This window comes from Streptomyces boninensis (assembly GCF_048572725.1).
GTDB classification, from domain to species: domain Bacteria; phylum Actinomycetota; class Actinomycetes; order Streptomycetales; family Streptomycetaceae; genus Streptomyces; species Streptomyces boninensis.
The window spans coordinates 4,648,772-4,665,228 of the sequence record NZ_CP183837.1; the positions used below are offsets into that span (position 1 = coordinate 4,648,772).

General features: G+C 72.2%; 14 protein-coding genes and 1 tRNA gene. 5 read left to right on the forward strand and 10 right to left on the reverse strand.

Annotation, left to right across the window (positions count from 1 at the left end; genetic code table 11):
* Positions 1 to 219 precede the first annotated feature (219 nt).
* Complete coding sequence (locus tag ACNNMR_RS21110) at positions 220 to 2,067, forward strand: protein kinase domain-containing protein (RefSeq protein ID WP_419996215.1); 1,848 nt, start codon at positions 220 to 222, stop codon at positions 2,065 to 2,067.
* An 8-nt stretch (positions 2,068 to 2,075) separates the two neighbouring features.
* On the opposite strand, the gene ACNNMR_RS21115 is transcribed toward ACNNMR_RS21110, so the two are convergent.
* The 5 genes from ACNNMR_RS21115 to ACNNMR_RS21135 form a co-directional block, all read right to left on the reverse strand.
* A complete protein-coding gene (locus ACNNMR_RS21115) occupies positions 2,076 to 3,587 on the reverse strand; it encodes a hypothetical protein (RefSeq protein ID WP_419996216.1) in 1,512 nt (503 codons plus the stop codon).
* Entirely contained in the window at positions 3,584 to 4,465 is an 882-nt protein-coding gene (locus tag ACNNMR_RS21120; RefSeq protein ID WP_419996217.1) for an ABC transporter ATP-binding protein, read from the reverse strand. Before ACNNMR_RS21120 ends, ACNNMR_RS21115 begins: the two co-directional genes overlap by 4 nt.
* Positions 4,465 to 4,836 (reverse strand): hypothetical protein, encoded by a 372-nt coding sequence (locus ACNNMR_RS21125; RefSeq protein ID WP_419996218.1) that lies wholly within the window; start codon positions 4,834 to 4,836, stop codon positions 4,465 to 4,467. Before ACNNMR_RS21125 ends, ACNNMR_RS21120 begins: the two co-directional genes overlap by 1 nt.
* Positions 4,837 to 4,934: 98 nt before the next feature.
* On the reverse strand, positions 4,935 to 6,218 hold the full coding sequence (locus tag ACNNMR_RS21130; protein ID WP_419996219.1) for a sensor histidine kinase: 1,284 nt from the start codon (positions 6,216 to 6,218) through the stop codon (positions 4,935 to 4,937).
* Entirely contained in the window at positions 6,215 to 6,892 is a 678-nt protein-coding gene (locus tag ACNNMR_RS21135) for a response regulator (protein WP_419996220.1), read from the reverse strand. Before ACNNMR_RS21135 ends, ACNNMR_RS21130 begins: the two co-directional genes overlap by 4 nt.
* Positions 6,893 to 7,189: 297 nt before the next feature.
* On the opposite strand from ACNNMR_RS21135, the gene ACNNMR_RS21140 reads away from it, so the two are divergent.
* Positions 7,190 to 8,014 carry a hypothetical protein gene (locus ACNNMR_RS21140; protein ID WP_419996221.1) on the forward strand — a complete coding sequence of 275 codons (825 nt, stop codon included), beginning with the start codon at positions 7,190 to 7,192 and terminating at the stop codon, positions 8,012 to 8,014.
* A 70-nt stretch (positions 8,015 to 8,084) separates the two neighbouring features.
* On the opposite strand, the gene ACNNMR_RS21145 is transcribed toward ACNNMR_RS21140, so the two are convergent.
* The 4 genes from ACNNMR_RS21145 to ACNNMR_RS21160 all read right to left on the reverse strand — a co-directional run bounded on the left by ACNNMR_RS21145 (position 8,085) and on the right by ACNNMR_RS21160 (position 11,400).
* Positions 8,085 to 8,158: transfer RNA gene (locus tag ACNNMR_RS21145), tRNA-Thr, on the reverse strand.
* Between the two features lie 118 nt (positions 8,159 to 8,276).
* Positions 8,277 to 9,866 (reverse strand): alpha/beta hydrolase, encoded by a 1,590-nt coding sequence (locus ACNNMR_RS21150; RefSeq protein ID WP_419996222.1) that lies wholly within the window; start codon positions 9,864 to 9,866, stop codon positions 8,277 to 8,279.
* A gap of 119 nt (positions 9,867 to 9,985) precedes the next feature.
* Complete coding sequence (locus tag ACNNMR_RS21155) at positions 9,986 to 11,188, reverse strand: DNA polymerase III subunit delta' (protein WP_419996223.1); 1,203 nt, start codon at positions 11,186 to 11,188, stop codon at positions 9,986 to 9,988.
* Positions 11,189 to 11,220: 32 nt separating this feature from the next.
* Positions 11,221 to 11,400, reverse strand: coding sequence for a hypothetical protein (locus ACNNMR_RS21160; protein ID WP_419996224.1), 180 nt, complete (start codon positions 11,398 to 11,400; stop codon positions 11,221 to 11,223).
* Between the two features lie 155 nt (positions 11,401 to 11,555).
* On the opposite strand from ACNNMR_RS21160, the gene ACNNMR_RS21165 reads away from it, so the two are divergent.
* Positions 11,556 to 12,713 carry a sensor histidine kinase gene (locus ACNNMR_RS21165; protein WP_419996225.1) on the forward strand — a complete coding sequence of 386 codons (1,158 nt, stop codon included), beginning with the start codon at positions 11,556 to 11,558 and terminating at the stop codon, positions 12,711 to 12,713.
* Entirely contained in the window at positions 12,701 to 13,345 is a 645-nt protein-coding gene (locus ACNNMR_RS21170) for a LuxR C-terminal-related transcriptional regulator (protein ID WP_419996226.1), read from the forward strand. The genes ACNNMR_RS21165 and ACNNMR_RS21170 overlap by 13 nt, the downstream gene beginning before the upstream one ends.
* A 5-nt stretch (positions 13,346 to 13,350) precedes the next feature.
* Here ACNNMR_RS21170 and ACNNMR_RS21175 read toward each other — a convergent pair whose 3' ends face one another.
* Positions 13,351 to 13,833, reverse strand: coding sequence for a hypothetical protein (locus tag ACNNMR_RS21175; protein WP_419996227.1), 483 nt, complete (start codon positions 13,831 to 13,833; stop codon positions 13,351 to 13,353).
* A 363-nt stretch (positions 13,834 to 14,196) separates the two neighbouring features.
* Between ACNNMR_RS21175 and ACNNMR_RS21180 the strand changes: the two genes are divergently transcribed.
* A complete protein-coding gene (locus ACNNMR_RS21180; protein ID WP_419996228.1) occupies positions 14,197 to 16,437 on the forward strand; it encodes a hypothetical protein in 2,241 nt (746 codons plus the stop codon).
* Positions 16,438 to 16,457 lie beyond the last annotated feature (20 nt).

Consider the following 16,457-nt stretch of genomic DNA (forward strand, 5'->3'; position numbering starts at 1 on the left):
TCGCTTTCGCGCAGCTCAGCGAGCGTTGACGCGGCAATCCCCCACACCAGAAACGATCCCCCCAGATCGGGCCGAACAGCGGCCATTACCCCACCCAAAAATGACACACCCCACCCCGAAACGGTTCCCTCCGCGCGCTAGGATCTCGCGAAGTGACGCGGCGCCGGGGGCGGTTGAGGCGGGAGCGGCACGGCGGCGAGGGAGCATTCGGGGGAGCACATGACGGATCACCGGCCGGACCCATCGGCCCCGTACACGCCCGCGGCGGGCGACACCGCGTTACGGCAGACGGGCGCGACCCCGCTGCAGCGCGACGACCCGCCGCGCATCGGCCCGTACGTCCCGCTGGGGGTGCTGGGCAGCGGCGGCATGGGGCGGGTGTATCTGGCGCGGCCCGCCGACGACGGCCCGGGGCTCGCGGCGGTGAAGGTGATCAGGCCGGAGTACGCGGAGAACCCGGACTTCCGGCGCCGCTTCGAGCGCGAGGCGGCGGTGCACGCGCGGGTGACGACGCCGCATGCACCACGGCTGCTCGGCAACGGCTTCGACGATTCGCTGCTGTGGATGGCGACCGAGTACGTGGCGGGGCTCGACCTCGCGCAGGCGGTGCGGGAGTGCGGCGTGCTGTCGGCGGCCGGGGTGTGGCGGCTGGTGGGGGCGCTGGGGCGGGCGTTGGGCGACCTGTCCGCCGCCGGGGTGGTGCACCGGGATCTCAAGCCGTCGAATGTGATCCTTTCGCTGGACGGCGCGTACGTCATCGACTTCGGCATCTCGCAGGCCGCCGACAGCAGCGCGATGACGACGACGGGGTCGCGGGTGGGGACGCCCGCGTATATGGCGCCGGAATATCTGCGCGAGGCGCGGTGCGATACGCGGTCCGATGTCTTCTCGCTTGCGGGGACCGTGATCTATGCGGCTACCGGATACGCGCCGTTCGGTGACGGTACGGGCGTGGATGTCATGCACCGGGTCGCCTTCGAGGAGCCGAAAGCGGAGGTGATGGCGGAGCTGGCGGCGCTGGATCCGGGTTTGGCGGCGCTGCTGGCCGGGTGCCTGGCCAAGTCGCCGGAGGTGCGGCCTACTCCGGCCGGGCTGGGGGAGGCGGCGGCTGCCGCTGGAGAGCGCGGCGCGGAGCCGTGGCAGGAGCCGCTGGCCGGGATGCTGCGAGAGCGGCGGACGGGTGGCGCGGTGCTGGCGGGGGCCTCGGCCCAGCAGACCGGGCACTTACGGGCGCCGACGCAGCGACAGGCGGGCTTCGGTCCGGCGGCACCCGGTGGATACGGGGCGTCTTCGACGCCGCCCGGATCGTACGGACCGGCCTCGCCCGTGCCCGGCCCATACGGCGCCGGCGCCCCGGTCCCGCCCTTCGCCGCCGCCCCTCAGGCAGCCGCAGCCGAGGACACCGGCACCCGCCGCGCCCGCGAGCGGCGTCGCGGCCCGTGGCTCGCAGCCGTCGCCGGTGTCGCCGTGTGCGCGGTGGCGGCCGGTGCCTTCTTCATGACCCGCTCGGATACGGACACGGGCGGCAACGCCGCAGCGTCCAAGTCCCCGACCACATCCGCCGGCGCCTCCGCCGGCCGCGACGCGGAACAACCCCTGCCCAGCCTCCCTCCCAAGGACAAGAACAAGGACACCGCCAGCCCATCCCCGAGCCAGGACGACGCCGACAAGAACGCCACCTCTGGCGCTGCCGCCGGCTCCGACGGCTCCTCCGGCGCCCAGGACAGCGAGGGCACCACGACCGGCGAGGGCTCGGGCAGCGGCGGCGGCGACGACGGCAGCGACCCGACACCCTCCCCCACCAAACCCCCCACCCCGCCCTGGATCTCCCAGTGCACCTACTACTCGGGCACCGAACTCACCGACTACGGCGACTCCGGCAAGCGCGTCGTCCAGGCCCAGTGCATGCTCACCAGGCGCGGCTACAGCGTCGGCTCCGCGGGCGTCGACGGCGAGTTCGGCAAGGACACGGTGGCCGCGGTGAAGAAGTTCCAGAACGCCAAGGGCCTGGACGACGACGGCCAGGTGGGCCCGCTGACCTGGTCGGCGCTGCGCGGCAAGAGCTGACGCCGTAGTCAGCCGAGGAAGGGTGCGCTGACGAGCGGCATGCCATTGGCCGCCGCGTACCAAAGGGGCAGGTAGACGGCCTGGAAGAGGCGGTGGGTGCGGCTGACGGCGCCGAGGGCCAACGCCAGGGTGGGGATGATGAGCGCGGCGGCCAGCCACGCGACCAGGCCACCCGGGTCGCCATCCCGTACGAGCACCGCCGCCGGGCCAAGCCCCGTGAGAACGGTGAGCGTCGTACCCGCGGCCCACTCCGCCACCAGCCGCCGGGCCGGGCGCGGGATGGCGCCGATGAGGGTGTCGACGCGCTGCTCGGCCGCCTGGGTGCCCAGGCGGGACCAGAGGAGTACGGGCCAGATCCACAGGGCGGGCAGGATGATGCGGGTGGCGCCTTGGCCGGTCGCCGCGAAAGCGGTGAGGGTGAGCAGCGCCACGGTGGCCCACCACCACCAGCGGGTGCCCTGCAGCAGGATGCGCAACTCGGCTGCGTACAGGCGGAAGAAAGGCCAGCCGCCGCCCCTGGCCGGGGTGAGAGGGCCGGGGCGTGCAGCCGTCCACACCGCGGCGACGGGCTTCACAGGCACCGGGACCGCCTTGGCGGCGCGGACCCGCGCCGGGTCGAAGCGCGCGAACCACAGCGCGGGCAGCAGCGCCACCACCACCGCCAGCAGCACGACCGCGACCCGGCTGAGCACGTACCCGCCGTCCGGCGTGAATCCGCTCCACGTGAAGGTGTGCAGCGGATGCTCGGTGTACGTAAACCCGAGGCTGAACTCCCCGCGCGCCTCCGGCGCCTGCTCCCGCAGCTGTTCGTCCATGGACCGCACCGCGTCGTAGACCCCGATGCCGCCCAGCGGCGCCCCCGCCCCCTGCCCGCCCATCGCGAGCGCCAGCCACACGAAGAACCACACCACATTCCCGAGCCCGCCCCGCAGCCCCGGCACCGCATCGGTCAGCAGGGCCGCAGCCGCGGTCACCACCATCAGCGGCAGCGCGACGACCGCGAAGGGCAGCAGCAGCGCGACCGGGTCGACCGCCCGGTCCTCGCCGCGCACCAGCTGCATCACCAGTGCGGTCACCGCCAGCGCCACGAGCATCGAGGCCAGCACCAGGACGTTGCTGAGGAACTTCCCCGCGAAGTAGGCGGTGGTACGCAGCGGCGTCGCCGCCAGCAGCCGCCCCACCCCGCTCGCCTCGTCCCTGGCCGCCACCCCGCGGACGACGTAGAAGCCGCCGAGCGCCAGCCACAGCGCGCCCGCGAGCGCGGTGGCCAGGCCGACGTAGGCGCTGTTGTACGTGCCGCGGTGGTCGCCGATCTGCAGGATCACCCAATGGGCGCCGGCGGCCGGCACGGCCAGCCAGCCGAGGGCGATCGCGGCGAGCAGGATGGCGGCGTAGGCGGGGCGGCGGATGCGGTCGCGGACGTCCGCCAGGGCGACGCCGAGGACCGGGCGCAGCGCGGCCGCGGGCCCCGGCCGAGGTGCGGCCGCGGGCATCGGGCGGGCGGCGGTCGCGGGCATCATGCGGCAGCCTGCCGGGCCGTGGCGCCGACGGTCGCCAAGTAGGCGTCCTCCAGGTCGGGTTCGGCGGCCAGCGCGTGCGGGGCGGGCGGCTCGACGGACAGCAGCCGGACCCGTACGTCCTCGGGGGTGCGCACCATCCGGCTCACCGCATGCTGCGCCCGTACGGCCGCCAGCTCCTCCTGCCGTACGACCAACTCCCACACCTGGCCGTCGGTCCGCCGCAGCAGCTCCTCCGGCGTGCCGCGGAACAGCAGCCGTCCGCCCGCGACCACCGCGATGTCGCGGGCGACGGACTCCACGTCGGAGACGATGTGCGTGGACAGCAGCACGATCTTGTCGGCGGCGAGGTCGCTGAGGAGGTTGCGGAAGCGGACCCGTTCCTCCGGGTCGAGCCCGGCGGTGGGTTCGTCGACGATGAGCACCGCGGGGTCGGCGAGCAGCGCCTGGGCGATGCCGACGCGGCGGAGCATGCCGCCGGAGTAGGCCTTGAGCGGGCGCCTCCCGGCCTCGGCCAGGTTGACCAGATGCAGCAGTTCTTCGGTGCGGGCGCGGGCGGTGCGGGCGGAGAGGCCTTTGGCGGCGGCGAGGTAGCGGAGGAACTCGGGGGCGGAGAGGTTCGGGTAGACGCCGAAGTCCTGCGGGAGGTAGCCGAGTTGCGTACGCAGCGGATTCGGGCGGGCGACGGCGTCGGTGCCGTGCCACCTGACCTGCCCTGCGGTGGGGCGGGTGATCGTGGCGGCGATGCGCATCAGCGAGGACTTGCCGGCGCCGTTGGGGCCGAGCAGGCCCAGCATGCCGGGCTCCAGGCGGAGGGTGATGCCGTCGACGGCGCGCTTGCCGCCGCGGTAGGTCTTGGCGATGTCGATGAGCTCCAGCATCAGCGCTCCCCGCGCAGCTCGGTGCGGCGGCCGTCGCGGAGCACGGCCAGCTCGCGGGGCACCTCGACGCGGAAGCGCGCGTCGCACAGGGCGAGCCCGGTGCAGCCCGCCTCCAGGTCGAGGGTGCGCCCGTCGAGCCGCCACCGCAGCTCCTTCTTGCTGCCCGCCTTGGCGTCGAACCAGCGGGTGACCTTGATGTCTTTACGGTCGGCGGCGACGAGGTCGGTGGGCGTCCCGTGCGCCTGCACGTCGAGGGCTTCGCCGGGCAAGGGGAAGGTCTTGTGCTGCGGCGCGGCGTTCTTCGCGTCGACGGAGCAGGCGCTCAGCGCTCCGACGGCGAGCAGCGCGGCGGCCAGGGCGAGGGAGCGCACGCGGTCCTCCTGGAGGGTTCGGTGATCGGCTCCCTCGAGGGTCCGGCAGGGCCGGGGCGCGCACATCTGCCGTTCGGCAGAGATCCTGCGTTACGTCGTCAGGCGGGCAGCAGCGCCCGCACGCGCCAGCCGTTCCCGTACGGACCCCAGCTCAGCTCGCCGCCGAGGGCCTGTACGCGCAGGCCCAGCCCCGGGAGGCCGGTCCCGCCGCCGGGGCGAGGGGCGGTCGTGGGGGCGCCGTCGTTGGCGACGGTGACCTCGATCGCCGGGGCGCCGCCGGGGCCCACGGCCCGTACGACATCGACGGTCACCCGGGTCACGCCGGTCGCGTGCCGGCGGATGTTCGTCAGCGCCTCCACCACGACCCGGTAGGCGGCGTCGTCGGTCAGGCGCGGCAGGGTGCCTTCCAGTCCCGGCGCCGGCCGCAGCTCGACGCGCGCGTCTGGTCCTGGCGCCGCGTACTGCTCGACGAGCCGGGGCAGGTCCGCCAGCCCGTACGCCTGCGTGGGCGGCGCGTCGGCGCGCAGCGACTGCACCGTACGGTCCATGGACTCCAAGGCGCGCACCCCGGCGGCCTCCACCCGCGCCAGCAGCTCCTTCGTCTCCTCGGCGCCGAGGTCGCCCGTCCACTGCGCGGACTGCGCCTCGACCACGATGCCGGTCAGCTCGTGCGCGACGAAGTCGTGCAGGTCGGCGGCCACGTGCAGCCGCTGCCGGTCGAGCGCCACGGTGAGCGCGCGGGCGCCCCGGCTCTCGACCGTACGGAAATACACCCCCACCGCCGCGGCCGCCCCGGCCGGGAAGACCGCCACCACGCAGGCGAACGCGACCGCCGGGCCGCTGGCTGCCGGCTCGGAGAAGAGGAAGCGCAGCGGCAGCAGCGCCGCGGCGAGGGCGAGCAGCGGGGCCAGCGCGAGCACCACGCGCTCGGGGGCCCGGCGGGCTGTGCGCCGCAGCAGGAGCAGCAGCAGCGGGTACTCCGCCATCGCCCAGAGCAGGGCATAGCCCTGAGGCCCGCGGAAGGCGAAGTCGGCGGCGAGGGTGGCCGCGCAGGCAGCGGTCAGCGGTGCGGCGGGGATGCCGAGGGTCGTACGCCAGGGGCGGCGCAGGCACAGGACGAAGGCGGCCAGGGCGGCCGGGACGGCGACGATGAGGGCGGCGGGGGTGCCGAGGACGGCAGGCAGCAGGAGCAGCGCGGCGACCGCCGCGGCGACGGCCAGGCGGCGGGCCTCGGGTGCGGCGACGTCAGCCGCACCCGAGGGCCCCGGGGAGACCTCGGGCAGGGCGACCACGCCCGCCGGAACCGCCCCCGGGGAGGCCCCGGGCGGGACGACCTCGCGCGATCCCTCGGCCGGGGTCCCTCCGCCCGTCCCCGAGCTCACCTCGCGCCTCCGGCCCGGTCATCGACGTCGGCCGCGAGCCCCGCGTCCCACGCGTAGACCGCCACCCCCACCCGATTACGCGCCCCCAGCTTCCGCTGAATAGCGGCCACATGGGTCTTCACCGTCCCCGGCGAAATGAACAGCTCCCGCCCGATATCCGCATTGGTCTTCCCCAGCGCCACCTGCCCGGCGATCTCCCGCTCCCGCTCGGTCAACGGCTCCGCAGGCGCCGCCACCGCCGGCCGGCTCCGCCCGCCCCCGACCTCCTTCAGCAGCCGCACCGTAATCGACGGACTCACCAGCTGATCCCCCGCCACCGCCGCCCGCACCGCCTCGACCAGCAGCGCAGGCCCCGACCGCTTCAGCAGAAATCCCGACGCCCCGTGCCGCAGCGCCGGATACACATACTCATCCAGGTCAAAGGTCGTCACGACCACGACCCGCACCCCTTCCGGACCCCCCGCCAGCCGCCGCGTGACTTCAAGCCCGTCAAGCCCCGGCATCCGGATGTCGACAAGCGCGACATCCGGCCGCAGCTCCCGCGCCAGCGCCACCGCCGCCACCCCGTCGGCCGCCTCCCCGACGACCTCGAAGTCGTCCTGGCTCTCCAGCACCCGGCGCAGCCCTCGCCGCACCATCTCCTGGTCATCGGCGACCAGCACCCGAATCGTCATGGCGAAATTTTCCCGCTCCGGCAGGCATGGATGTACGTGATCCAACGCGTCTGAAGCGTACGGGCAGGGCACGCCGTGCCCGAAGTGGCGGGGATCGGGTGGGAAGTGTGCCCGTTGCGGCGGGGCGTGCCCGAGTGGGTGCCCGTGCGTCTCGGGGGCACGCCGAGTACGTCATCACCTCGTAACTGATCTTCCCCTGAGTGCTCCGGATCGTGCAGGCTCAAGATCGACCAAGCGCACTGCGCTGCCGGCCGATCGGCCGGGCCGACACATCCGTACAGCTATGGGGGGAACCACATGATGCTCCGCAACCACCGCCGCAAGGCCGTCCTCACCGCCGCCGCTCTGATGGCCACGACCGCGCTGCTCACGTCCTGTCAGGGGGACTCGGACGACGGCGGCAAGGCGAGCGGCGCCGAGTCGTCGGCCTCGGACTCGGGCTCTGACGCGAAGGGCAAGGGTGATGGCGGGGGTTCGGGCGGCGCCGACGGTGCCGGGGCGAAGACGGGCAGCGGTTCGGGTGGCTCGGGCGGGGGCAAGTCGGGCGGCAAGGGCGTGTCGGGGACCTGGTTCGGCAACGTCTCCTACCTGGCGCCCGGCAAGTACACCGTCTCCGACATGAAGGGCGTTGAGCAGGCGTTCTTCACCTCGGCCGACACCGACATCCAGGGCGCCGGCGAGATCTGCGGTGACGCCGAGGGCCAGGCCGCGACCAAGTGCACCGAGACGCAGCTGGAGGCCGCCTCCAAGAAGGGTGTCTCCGCCACCGTCAAGATCAAGAATGGCATAGCGGTCAGCATCGTCGAGGACCACTCCAGCAGCGGCGGCGGCGACAACCCGGGCACCGGCAAGCCGACCGGCACCCGCTCCGGCGAGCTCGGCTACCTGGCCCCGGGCAAGTACACGCTCAAGGGCAGCGACGGCAAGGAGATCTCGTTCTTCAGCGCCACCGCCACCACCATCAACGGCAACGGCTGGATCTGCGGCGGCGAGGCCGGGGACGAGCCCAACAAGCGCTGCACCGAAGGTGAGCTCGAAGCCGCGGCCAAGAAGGGCGGCGTACGGGTCATCGTCAAGCTCGACAACGGCACCGCCGACACCATCGACGAGGAGCACAACTGAGCCGCTGACAGAGGGCAGACACCACGACAAAACCCCAGGTCAGGGAGTGCCTGACCTGGGGTTTCTGTTGAGCCGCCTAAGGGAATCGAACCCTTGACCTATTCATTACGAGTGAATCGCTCTGGCCGACTGAGCTAAGGCGGCATGCTGCGCTGCCAGCGTGGCAGGCGCAACGGCGACAAGTCTACACAGTTTCGCAGGGTGCTCAGAACGGGGTGGTTACGAGGGCTGCGCAGCAGGTCAGCCGCAGGTCAGTGGCAGGTCAGTCGCAGCTCGTCCCGTCCTCCGGCGCCTTCCCCGTCAGCAGGTAGCGGTCCACCGCGCTGTCGATGCAGCGGCTGCCGCGGCCGTACGCCGTGTGGCCGTCCGCGTCGTACGTGAGCAGGACGCCGCTGGAGAGCTGGGACGCCAGGGACTTTGCCCAGATGTACGGGGTCGCCGGGTCCCGCGTCGTGCCGACGACCAGGATCGGGCCGGCGCCCTTGGCCTCGATGCGGTTGGCCTCGCCCGTGGCCTTCACCGGCCAGTCGCCGCAGTTCAGGGCCGCCCAGGCGAAGTCGCGGCCGAAGACCGGGGAGTCCTTTTCGAAGGCCTTCTCCTTCTTCTCCACCTCGTCCGGGTCGTCGAAGGCCGCCGGCTGGTCCAGGCAGCTGACCGCCGTGAAGGCGTACATCATGTCGCCGTACGAGCCGTCCGGCTCCCGCTCGTAATACGTGTCGGCCATGCCCAGCAGCGCGCTGCCGTCCTTCTTCTTGCCCATGGCGTCCGCGAGCGCGTCCCGCAGCGGCGGCCAGGACTCCTTCATGTACATCGACTGCAGCACGCCCATGGTGGCCAGCGACTCATTCAGCTTGCGCGGCTCGCCCGTGGGCAGCGGCTTCTTGTCGAGGCCCGCGAGGAAAGTGTTCAGGCGCTTGGTCGCTTCCTCCGGGCTCTTCGTGCCCAGCGGGCAGTCCTTGCGCTCGACGCAGTCCTTCGCGAAGGCGTCGAAGGCGATGGTGAAGCCGGAGTTCTGCTCGCGGTTGAGCTGGAGCGAGGTCAGGGACGGGTCCATGGCGCCGTCCAGGACCAGACGGCCTGCACGGGAGGGGTAGAGGCCCGCGTATGTGGCGCCGAGCATGGTGCCGTACGACGCCCCCACGTAGTGCAGCTTCTTGTCGCCGAGCGCCGCCCGCAGCACGTCCATGTCGCGGGCCGCCTCGGTGGTCGAGACATGGCCGAGGAGCTCGCCGGCGCGCTTCTTGCAGCCCTGCGCGAAGATGTCGAAGGCCGCGGTCAGCTCCTTGACCTCGGCCGCGTCGTCGGGCGTCGCGTCCGTCTGCGTGTGCCGGTCCATCTGCTTGTCGCTCAGGCAGCGCACCGGCTCGCTGTGGCCGACGCCGCGCGGGTCGGCGGCGACGAGGTCGTAGCGGGCCCGGATGCGCTCCGGGTAGGCGGCGCCGACGTAGTCGGTGAGGAAGTCGACGGCGGAGGCGCCCGGGCCGCCCGGGTTGAACTGGAGCGAGCCGATGCGCCGGTCCGCCGGCCCGGAGGCCTTCTGGCGGGCGACGGAGAGCTTGACGTCGTCGCCCTCGCCAGGCTTCGCATAGTCCAGCGGTACGCGCAGCGTCGAGCACTCGAAGCCGGGGGCGGTCTCGCAGGCGCTCCAGCGCAGCTTCTGGTCGTAGTACGGCTTCAGGTCCGCCGGGACGGCGGCGGGCAGCGCCGCCAGGGTCTTGCTCACATGCCCGGCGTCGGGGCGGGAGCCGGGGTCGGCCCCGGCGGGCGTGTCGGAGCCGGACGAGCAGGCCGAGGCGAGCAGCGCGGACGCGAGGACGGCCGCGGCGGTGCCGATGAGGCGGCTTGGGTGCATGCACCGAGAGTAACCGCGTGGGCACGGTCGGCGCTTCGCGTGCCCCGCGGGGGCGGCCCGTATGAGTGAGGGGGCGTCAGGTGTACGGCAACGCGCGGGCGGCCGTCACCCCGCCGCCGTCACCCCGCCCGCAGCGCCATCGTCATCGACTCCACCGCCAGCAGCGGTGCCACGTTCCGGTCCAGGGCCTCGCGGCAGGCGAGCACCGCCTCGATGCGGCGGAGCGTGGCCTCGGGGGGCGAGGAGCTCGCGAGGCGGTCGAGGGCGTCGCGCATGTCGTCATTGGACAGCGCGCCCCCCGAGCCCAGCTGCAGCGCCAGCACATCGCGATAGAAGCCCGCCAGGTCGATCAGCGCCAGGTCAAGGCTGTCCCGCTGGGTCCGGGTCGAGCGGCGCTTCTGCTTGTCCTGCAGCTCCTTCATCGCGCCCGCGGTGCCCCGCGGCATCCGGCCGGCCCCGCCGGGAGCCGCGCCGAGCGCGGTGCGCAGGTCCTCGGTCTCCTGCGCGTCCACCTCCTCGGCCTGCTCCTTCGCCGCCTCCGCGGCCGCGTCGACCAGCTCCTGCGCGCCGCGCAGACAGCCGCCGATGTCATCGACGGCGAGCGGCAGCTTCAGGACGGTGGCCCTGCGCGTACGCGCCCGCTCGTCCGTGGCAAGGCGCCGCGCCCGGCCGATGTGCCCCTGCGCGGCGCGCGCCGCGGCCGCGGCGGCCGCGGGCTCGATGCCATCGCGGCGGACGAGGATGTCGGCGACGGCGTCGATCGGGGGCGTACGCAACGTGAGGTGCCGGCAGCGGGAGCGGATCGTCGGCAGCACATCCTCCAGCGAGGGCGCGCACAGCAGCCATACGGTCCGGGGCGCGGGCTCCTCGATCGCCTTGAGCAGCACATTCGCCGCGCCCTCGGTCAGCCGGTCGGCGTCCTCGACGACGATCACCTGCCAGCGGCCGACCGCGGGCGCCAGGCCCGCGCTGCGGACCAGCTCGCGGGTCTCCTTGACGCCGATGGAGAGCAGCTCGGTGGTGAGGATCGTGATGTCGGCATGGGTGCCCACCATCGTGGTGTGGCAGCCGTCGCAGAACCCGCAGCCGGGGACGCCGGACTCCAGCGCCCGGTCGGGGCTGACGCACTGCAGCGCGGCCGCGAAGGCGCGCGCGGCCGTGGAGCGCCCGGAGCCGGGCGGCCCGGTGAACAGCCAGGCATGGGTCATCCGGGACCCGGCCGGAGCCTCGCCCGAGGTGACCTGCGCATCCCCGTCGCGCGCGGCCGCGATCAGCTGCTCGCTGACCCGCTCCTGCCCCACGAGGTCGTCCCACACCGTCATGCCCCCATTGTGGGGTACGGCACTGACATCGATTACGCGGTCCGTCCCGTACGCGACCCGCGCAGCATCCACAGCCCGACGCCGGAGCCGATGACCACGACACCGCTGACGATGTTGCACAGCAGCCGCAGCGCGCTGTCCGGCATCGCGAGGCTGACGAAGACATTGACGACGAGGGACGCGAAGAGGGCGAACCAGAGGAGGGACTTCATGGCGGAGCCTTTCCGGAGAGGCCCTGACGGGCCCTTGCTGGGTACGTGTTCACACTCCCGGAGAACGCCGCCCGCGCCCATGGAGCCCGCTGCCGGATCGATGGTGTAGCACGCTACACCGCCGCCGCCCCACCCCCTCACATAGCCTGACCTGCATGAGCGATGACATCCGCCGGGCAGGCCAGGCCATGGTCCACCTGCTGGTCGGCGCCGCTCTCAGCCTCCTCTGCTACGTGATGTTCGGCCTGCTGCTCTTCACCGCCGTCATGACCGTGATCGTCGTCGGCGCCGGCGTCCTCCCCGAGACGGTCGTGCTGATGCGCCGCCTCACCGGCTTCGAGCGCCGCCGCACCGCCGCGTGGTCGGGGGAGCCGGTCCCGGAGGCGTATCTGCCGCTCACCGGCCCGCTCCGGCAGCGCGTGCAGATCGCCGTCACCGACCCCGGCACGTACCGCGATCTGCGCTGGTACGTGGCGCATCTGATCTACGGCCTGGTGCTGATGTACGCCGCACTGCTGGTCTTCGTCCTGGCGCTGCTGGTCGACGGCTTCTGGCACGGCCTGCTGCGCCGCCGCCCCGTGCTGCTCCCGCTGGTCACCCGCCTCGCCGACACCGAGGCGGCCATCGCCCGCGCCCTGCTGCTGCCGTCCCCGGCGACGGCGGAGCTGGCCGACCGGATCGAGCGGCTGACCACGACCCGCGCAGACGCGGTCGCCGCCCACGGCGCCGAACTGCGCCGCATCGAACGCGACTTGCACGACGGCACCCAGGCGCACCTGGTGTCGCTGTCGATGCGGATCGGGCTGGCGCGGCGGGCGTACGCCAACGACCCCCAGCGCGGCCGCGACCTCCTCGACCAGGCGCAGGACCAGGCCGAGGAGGCCCTCGCGGAGCTGCGCCAGGTGGTCCGCGGCATCCACCCGCCGGTGCTGACCGACCGCGGCCTCACCGGTGCCGTACGGGCCCTGGCGGCGGGCAGCGGACTCGACGTGACGGTGGCGGACGACGGCGTCGAGGACGCCACCAGGCCGCCCGCCGCCGTGGAGGCGGCCGCGTACTTCGCCGTCGCGGAGGCGCTGACGAACGCCGCCAAACACAGCGGCGCGGACGCTGCGGACGTCCGGCTGGCCCGGGGGCCTGGAGTGCTGCGCGTCGTCGTACGGGACGAAGGGCGCGGCGGCGTGGACGAGTCGGGCGGCAGCGGCCTGGTCGGCATCCGCCGTAGGGTGGCCGCACTGGACGGGCGGGTGGCGGTCGACAGCCCTGCGGGCGGGCCCACCGTGATCGAAGTGGAGCTGCCGTGCGCGTGGTGATCGCCGAGGACAACGCCCTGCTGCGCGAGGGCCTCGTCCTCCTCCTCACCTCCGCGGGACACGAGGTCGCGGGCGTGGCCGCCGCAGGCCCCGAGGTGCTGCCGCTGCTGCTGGGTGAGCGGCCGGATGTGGCGGTGCTCGACGTGCGGCTGCCGCCGGACTTCCGCGACGAGGGCCTGCGAGCCGCCCTGGCCGCGCGCAAGGAGCTGCCCGAGCTGCCGGTGCTGGTGCTGTCGCAGTACGTGGAGGAGACGTACGCGACGGAGCTGCTCGGCGCCGGGGCCCGCGGCGTCGGCTATCTGCTGAAGGACCGGGTCGGCCGGGTGGACGAGTTCCTGGACGCGCTGGAGCGGGTCGCGGGCGGCGGCACGGCCCTCGACCCCGAGGTCGTCACGGAGCTGATGGCCCGCCGCAAGGACGACCCCCTATCCGCGCTGACGCCGCGCGAGCGCGAGGTGCTGGCGCTCATGGCCGAAGGCCTGGACAACACGACGATCGCGACCCGCCTGGTGGTGACGGAGCGCGCCGTCCACAAGCACATCGGCAACGTCTTCGCGAAGCTGGACCTGCCGGCGAGCGATGCGGGCCATCGGCGGGTACGGGCGGTGCTGGCGTATCTGGAGGCGGCGTAACGCCCCTAGCCCTCAAGGATGTCGGTCAGATGCGCCTCGACCGGCTCATCGACGTCGTCAACCGTCCAGAACAGGGTCAGGATCAGCCCCATCGGATCGGTCCCCTGCCCCTCCCGCGCGCTGGCCGCGCCCACGCTGGGCGAGTCGATCACGCCGGGCTCCCCGGAGCTGAAGGGGGTGGGCAGCGCAGCCCCCGCGACCGCGAACGGCCAGAAGTGCCACCGATATCCCCGCTGCCGCACGGCCACCTCACCCACGTACCAGCAAGCACCCTGCAGAAAGAGACCCATGCGATCGTCGTCGATCTGCTCCTCGCTGCCATAGCGGGCGCGCACGAGCTCCTCCAGAGCGTCGAGCGAGGCGGGGGAGAAGTCCCAGGTGCCCTCGGGGGCCCCGGTGGCCCGGCACCAACCGTCGAACTGCCGGGAGCGCTCCGCCAGCCAGGCGGGCAGATCGGGGGCGAGCGTGGGCTGCGGAAACTCGTGCATAGCGCCTCACCTTAGAGCAGCCGCGCACCGGGGAATCGGGCCATCCGGCAACTCCGTGTGAAGAAAGCGCTGTTGCTGTGAAGATTACGCAATAAAGCATTCCGGCCCGCCCGTTGAGCCGATCTATTGTGTGTCGGCCGGGCGGCGCACGAGACGGGGGCGCGCGCCGCCGTGCTCTGTTTCCACGCGCCCCCATGACCAGGGATGCCTTCTGTGAGGAAACTCATACCTGCGCGCGCTCGCCGCCGCAGGGGTACAGCGGTGGCGTTGTTCACCTTGATCGGCGTGCTTTTCTCCGGCTTGCCGGCTCTTGTCGGGAGCGCCGCCGCGGCGCCGGGTCTGACCGGCAAACGATGCGACCAGATGTACCTGAACCGGAATTACGGCGCACCGGTGGCCGGTTCCGGGGTCCAGGGGAAGAACCAGCAGTTCAGTACGAACCCGGAGGGCGACCGGACCGCGTACTTCGCCGACAATCCGTCCCACGCCTTCGACGGTCTCAAGGCCCCGAACGCGGCCCAGCAGAAGCTGGCCGGGCGGACCGACGCGGCCATCCAGAAGTGGAAGAAGAAGTACGAGCAGACCGGGAACACCAAGTACCGGGTGCTGGAGATCTACGCCCGGTACGGGAACAACATCCGCAAGAACAACCGGTACACGATCCGCGACTTCACCCGCTACGTGGACGTGCGGATCTCCGGCAACGAGCTCAACCGGACCAAGGGCCACGGCTTCGGCCGCCACATGGTGCAGAAGTTCAAGCTGGTCGGCCCCGACTGGCTGTGCGAGGTCCGGGTCAAGGTGACCGACAAGAACGGCAAGCCGGTCATCGACCCGAAGACCAAGAAGCAGGCCGTGCGCATCTACGACTTCTACAACAAGAAGACGAAGGAGCTCGGCGAGTTCAAGTCCAACGGCAAGCACATTCCCAAGCAGCTGAAGTGGGACCGGCATGTGCTGCGTTCGCCCGGCTTCCGTGACCACAGCCTGCGGATGGTGATGGGCGAGCGGGTCACCCAGAACACCCGCGAGGCGTACAAGAAACTCAACGCGCAGATCCAGCGGGAGACCGGCCGCTCCAACGGAGTGACGATCCGCGAGCAGCGCTCGAACGCGATCCCCCGGTGGAAGCCGAACCAGTACACCAAGTACGACCCGAACTTCAATCCGTCCGTGAACCGGGTCGGCACCGGCGGCCCGCTGTCCGAGGCCGCGTACCGCCAGGGCCAGGACCGGGCCATGGCCAAGGAACTGCAGAAGATGTACCAGGGCGCGAACACCCGCGGCGGCTTCGGCCGCCCCGGCGGCGTCGACTTCTCCACCCTGGAGCTGAATTACGTCGGAAATGCGGTCAAGGGCAAGGGAATCGACTACTCCTTCAAGGCCGATTACGTACCGAATGAGGACACCGCGCCCGGCTACGGCGGCGAAAAGGCCCTCAGCCTCTCCTCGGACGCCTTCTTCACCTGGCTGGCGCTCACCCCGGACCGGATGTGGGTGAACCTCAACCCGGACCAGCCGGACAAGATCATGGACGCGAAGTTCGCCAAGACCGACGCCGGCCGCGTCCTGCTGGAAGCGGACATGGAGATGAAGCGGGACTGGGCGCGCACCCTGAACCCGAAGCAGTCCCCGGGCCGCGAGTACATGAACGCCGTGCCGAAGGTCGACGGCGTGCCGTGTTTCTCCCCGATCCGCAACTGGATCGTCCCGGAGCGCGCGAAGGTACGCCAGCAGGACGGTGGGATCTACATCCTGGACGCCCCGCTGAAGGTCAACACGGCGAAGATGGACTTCGACGCCGTCCCCGCCGACCACTGCAGCAAGAAGCTGACGGAGCAGCAGAAGCAGTACACCGTCGACCTGATGCGGCGGCTGATCACCCCCGAGGTGAAGAAGAAGGTCAACAACGACCCGAAGTACAAGGACCTGCGGACGGTCTACCGGTCGCGCGTGGCGGCGGAGTTCGTACGCCGCCAGGACGCCCAGCAGGCCACCGACTTCCGGAAGATCATCAACAGCAACAACCTGAAGCGCTGGCCGCTGCGCGCCCCGCACCAGAACTGGGACAAGCGCACGGTGTGGGAGCAGGCGCGGAAGTCGTTCCTCGAGGGCGAGTACACCTACGAGTGGGAGAACGGCGGCCAGATCTACACCTACACGGTGGGCGGCGTGGACTTCTCCAAGTCTCCGAGGAGGAACGTCAGCCGCGTCCAGTTCAACCTGGAAAAGCCGCGCCTGGACGAGACCACCAAGACGTCGGTGAAGTCGGAGACGGCCTACCGCAACACGGACACCGCCTACCTGGGCGGCGGCGGCTCCGGCCGCGCCGCTCCGGGAGACGGCGCCGACGACCCGGGCCCCGGCGACCCCACGCCGGGCGACCCGACGCCTTCCCCGTCGCAGCCGGGCGGGGGGAACAGCTCGCCCCCGGCCACGCACCAGCCGCCCGGCAAGCCCGGCGACGGCGATGCTGACGGCGAACTCGGCGACACCGGCTCCAACACCCCGATCGGCCTGATCGCCGGCATCGCGGCCGCGCTTGCCGCCGTCGGCGGCGGGCTGACGTGGTGGATGCGCCGCCGGCGGACGATCGAGGACTGAGCTCGACCGATCCACCGCTC

Coding starts and splice junctions, on each gene's coding strand:
- ACNNMR_RS21110 (WP_419996215.1), top strand. CDS start 220: ATGACGGATCACCGGCCGGACCCATCGGCCCCGTACACGCCCGCGGCG.
- ACNNMR_RS21115 (WP_419996216.1), bottom strand. CDS start 3,587: ATGATGCCCGCGACCGCCGCCCGCCCGATGCCCGCGGCCGCACCTCGG.
- ACNNMR_RS21120 (WP_419996217.1), bottom strand. CDS start 4,465: ATGCTGGAGCTCATCGACATCGCCAAGACCTACCGCGGCGGCAAGCGC.
- ACNNMR_RS21135 (WP_419996220.1), bottom strand. CDS start 6,892: ATGACGATTCGGGTGCTGGTCGCCGATGACCAGGAGATGGTGCGGCGA.
- ACNNMR_RS21140 (WP_419996221.1), top strand. CDS start 7,190: ATGATGCTCCGCAACCACCGCCGCAAGGCCGTCCTCACCGCCGCCGCT.
- ACNNMR_RS21150 (WP_419996222.1), bottom strand. CDS start 9,866: ATGCACCCAAGCCGCCTCATCGGCACCGCCGCGGCCGTCCTCGCGTCC.
- ACNNMR_RS21155 (WP_419996223.1), bottom strand. CDS start 11,188: ATGACGGTGTGGGACGACCTCGTGGGGCAGGAGCGGGTCAGCGAGCAG.
- ACNNMR_RS21160 (WP_419996224.1), bottom strand. CDS start 11,400: ATGAAGTCCCTCCTCTGGTTCGCCCTCTTCGCGTCCCTCGTCGTCAAT.
- ACNNMR_RS21165 (WP_419996225.1), top strand. CDS start 11,556: ATGAGCGATGACATCCGCCGGGCAGGCCAGGCCATGGTCCACCTGCTG.
- ACNNMR_RS21175 (WP_419996227.1), bottom strand. CDS start 13,833: ATGCACGAGTTTCCGCAGCCCACGCTCGCCCCCGATCTGCCCGCCTGG.
- ACNNMR_RS21180 (WP_419996228.1), top strand. CDS start 14,197: ATGTACCTGAACCGGAATTACGGCGCACCGGTGGCCGGTTCCGGGGTC.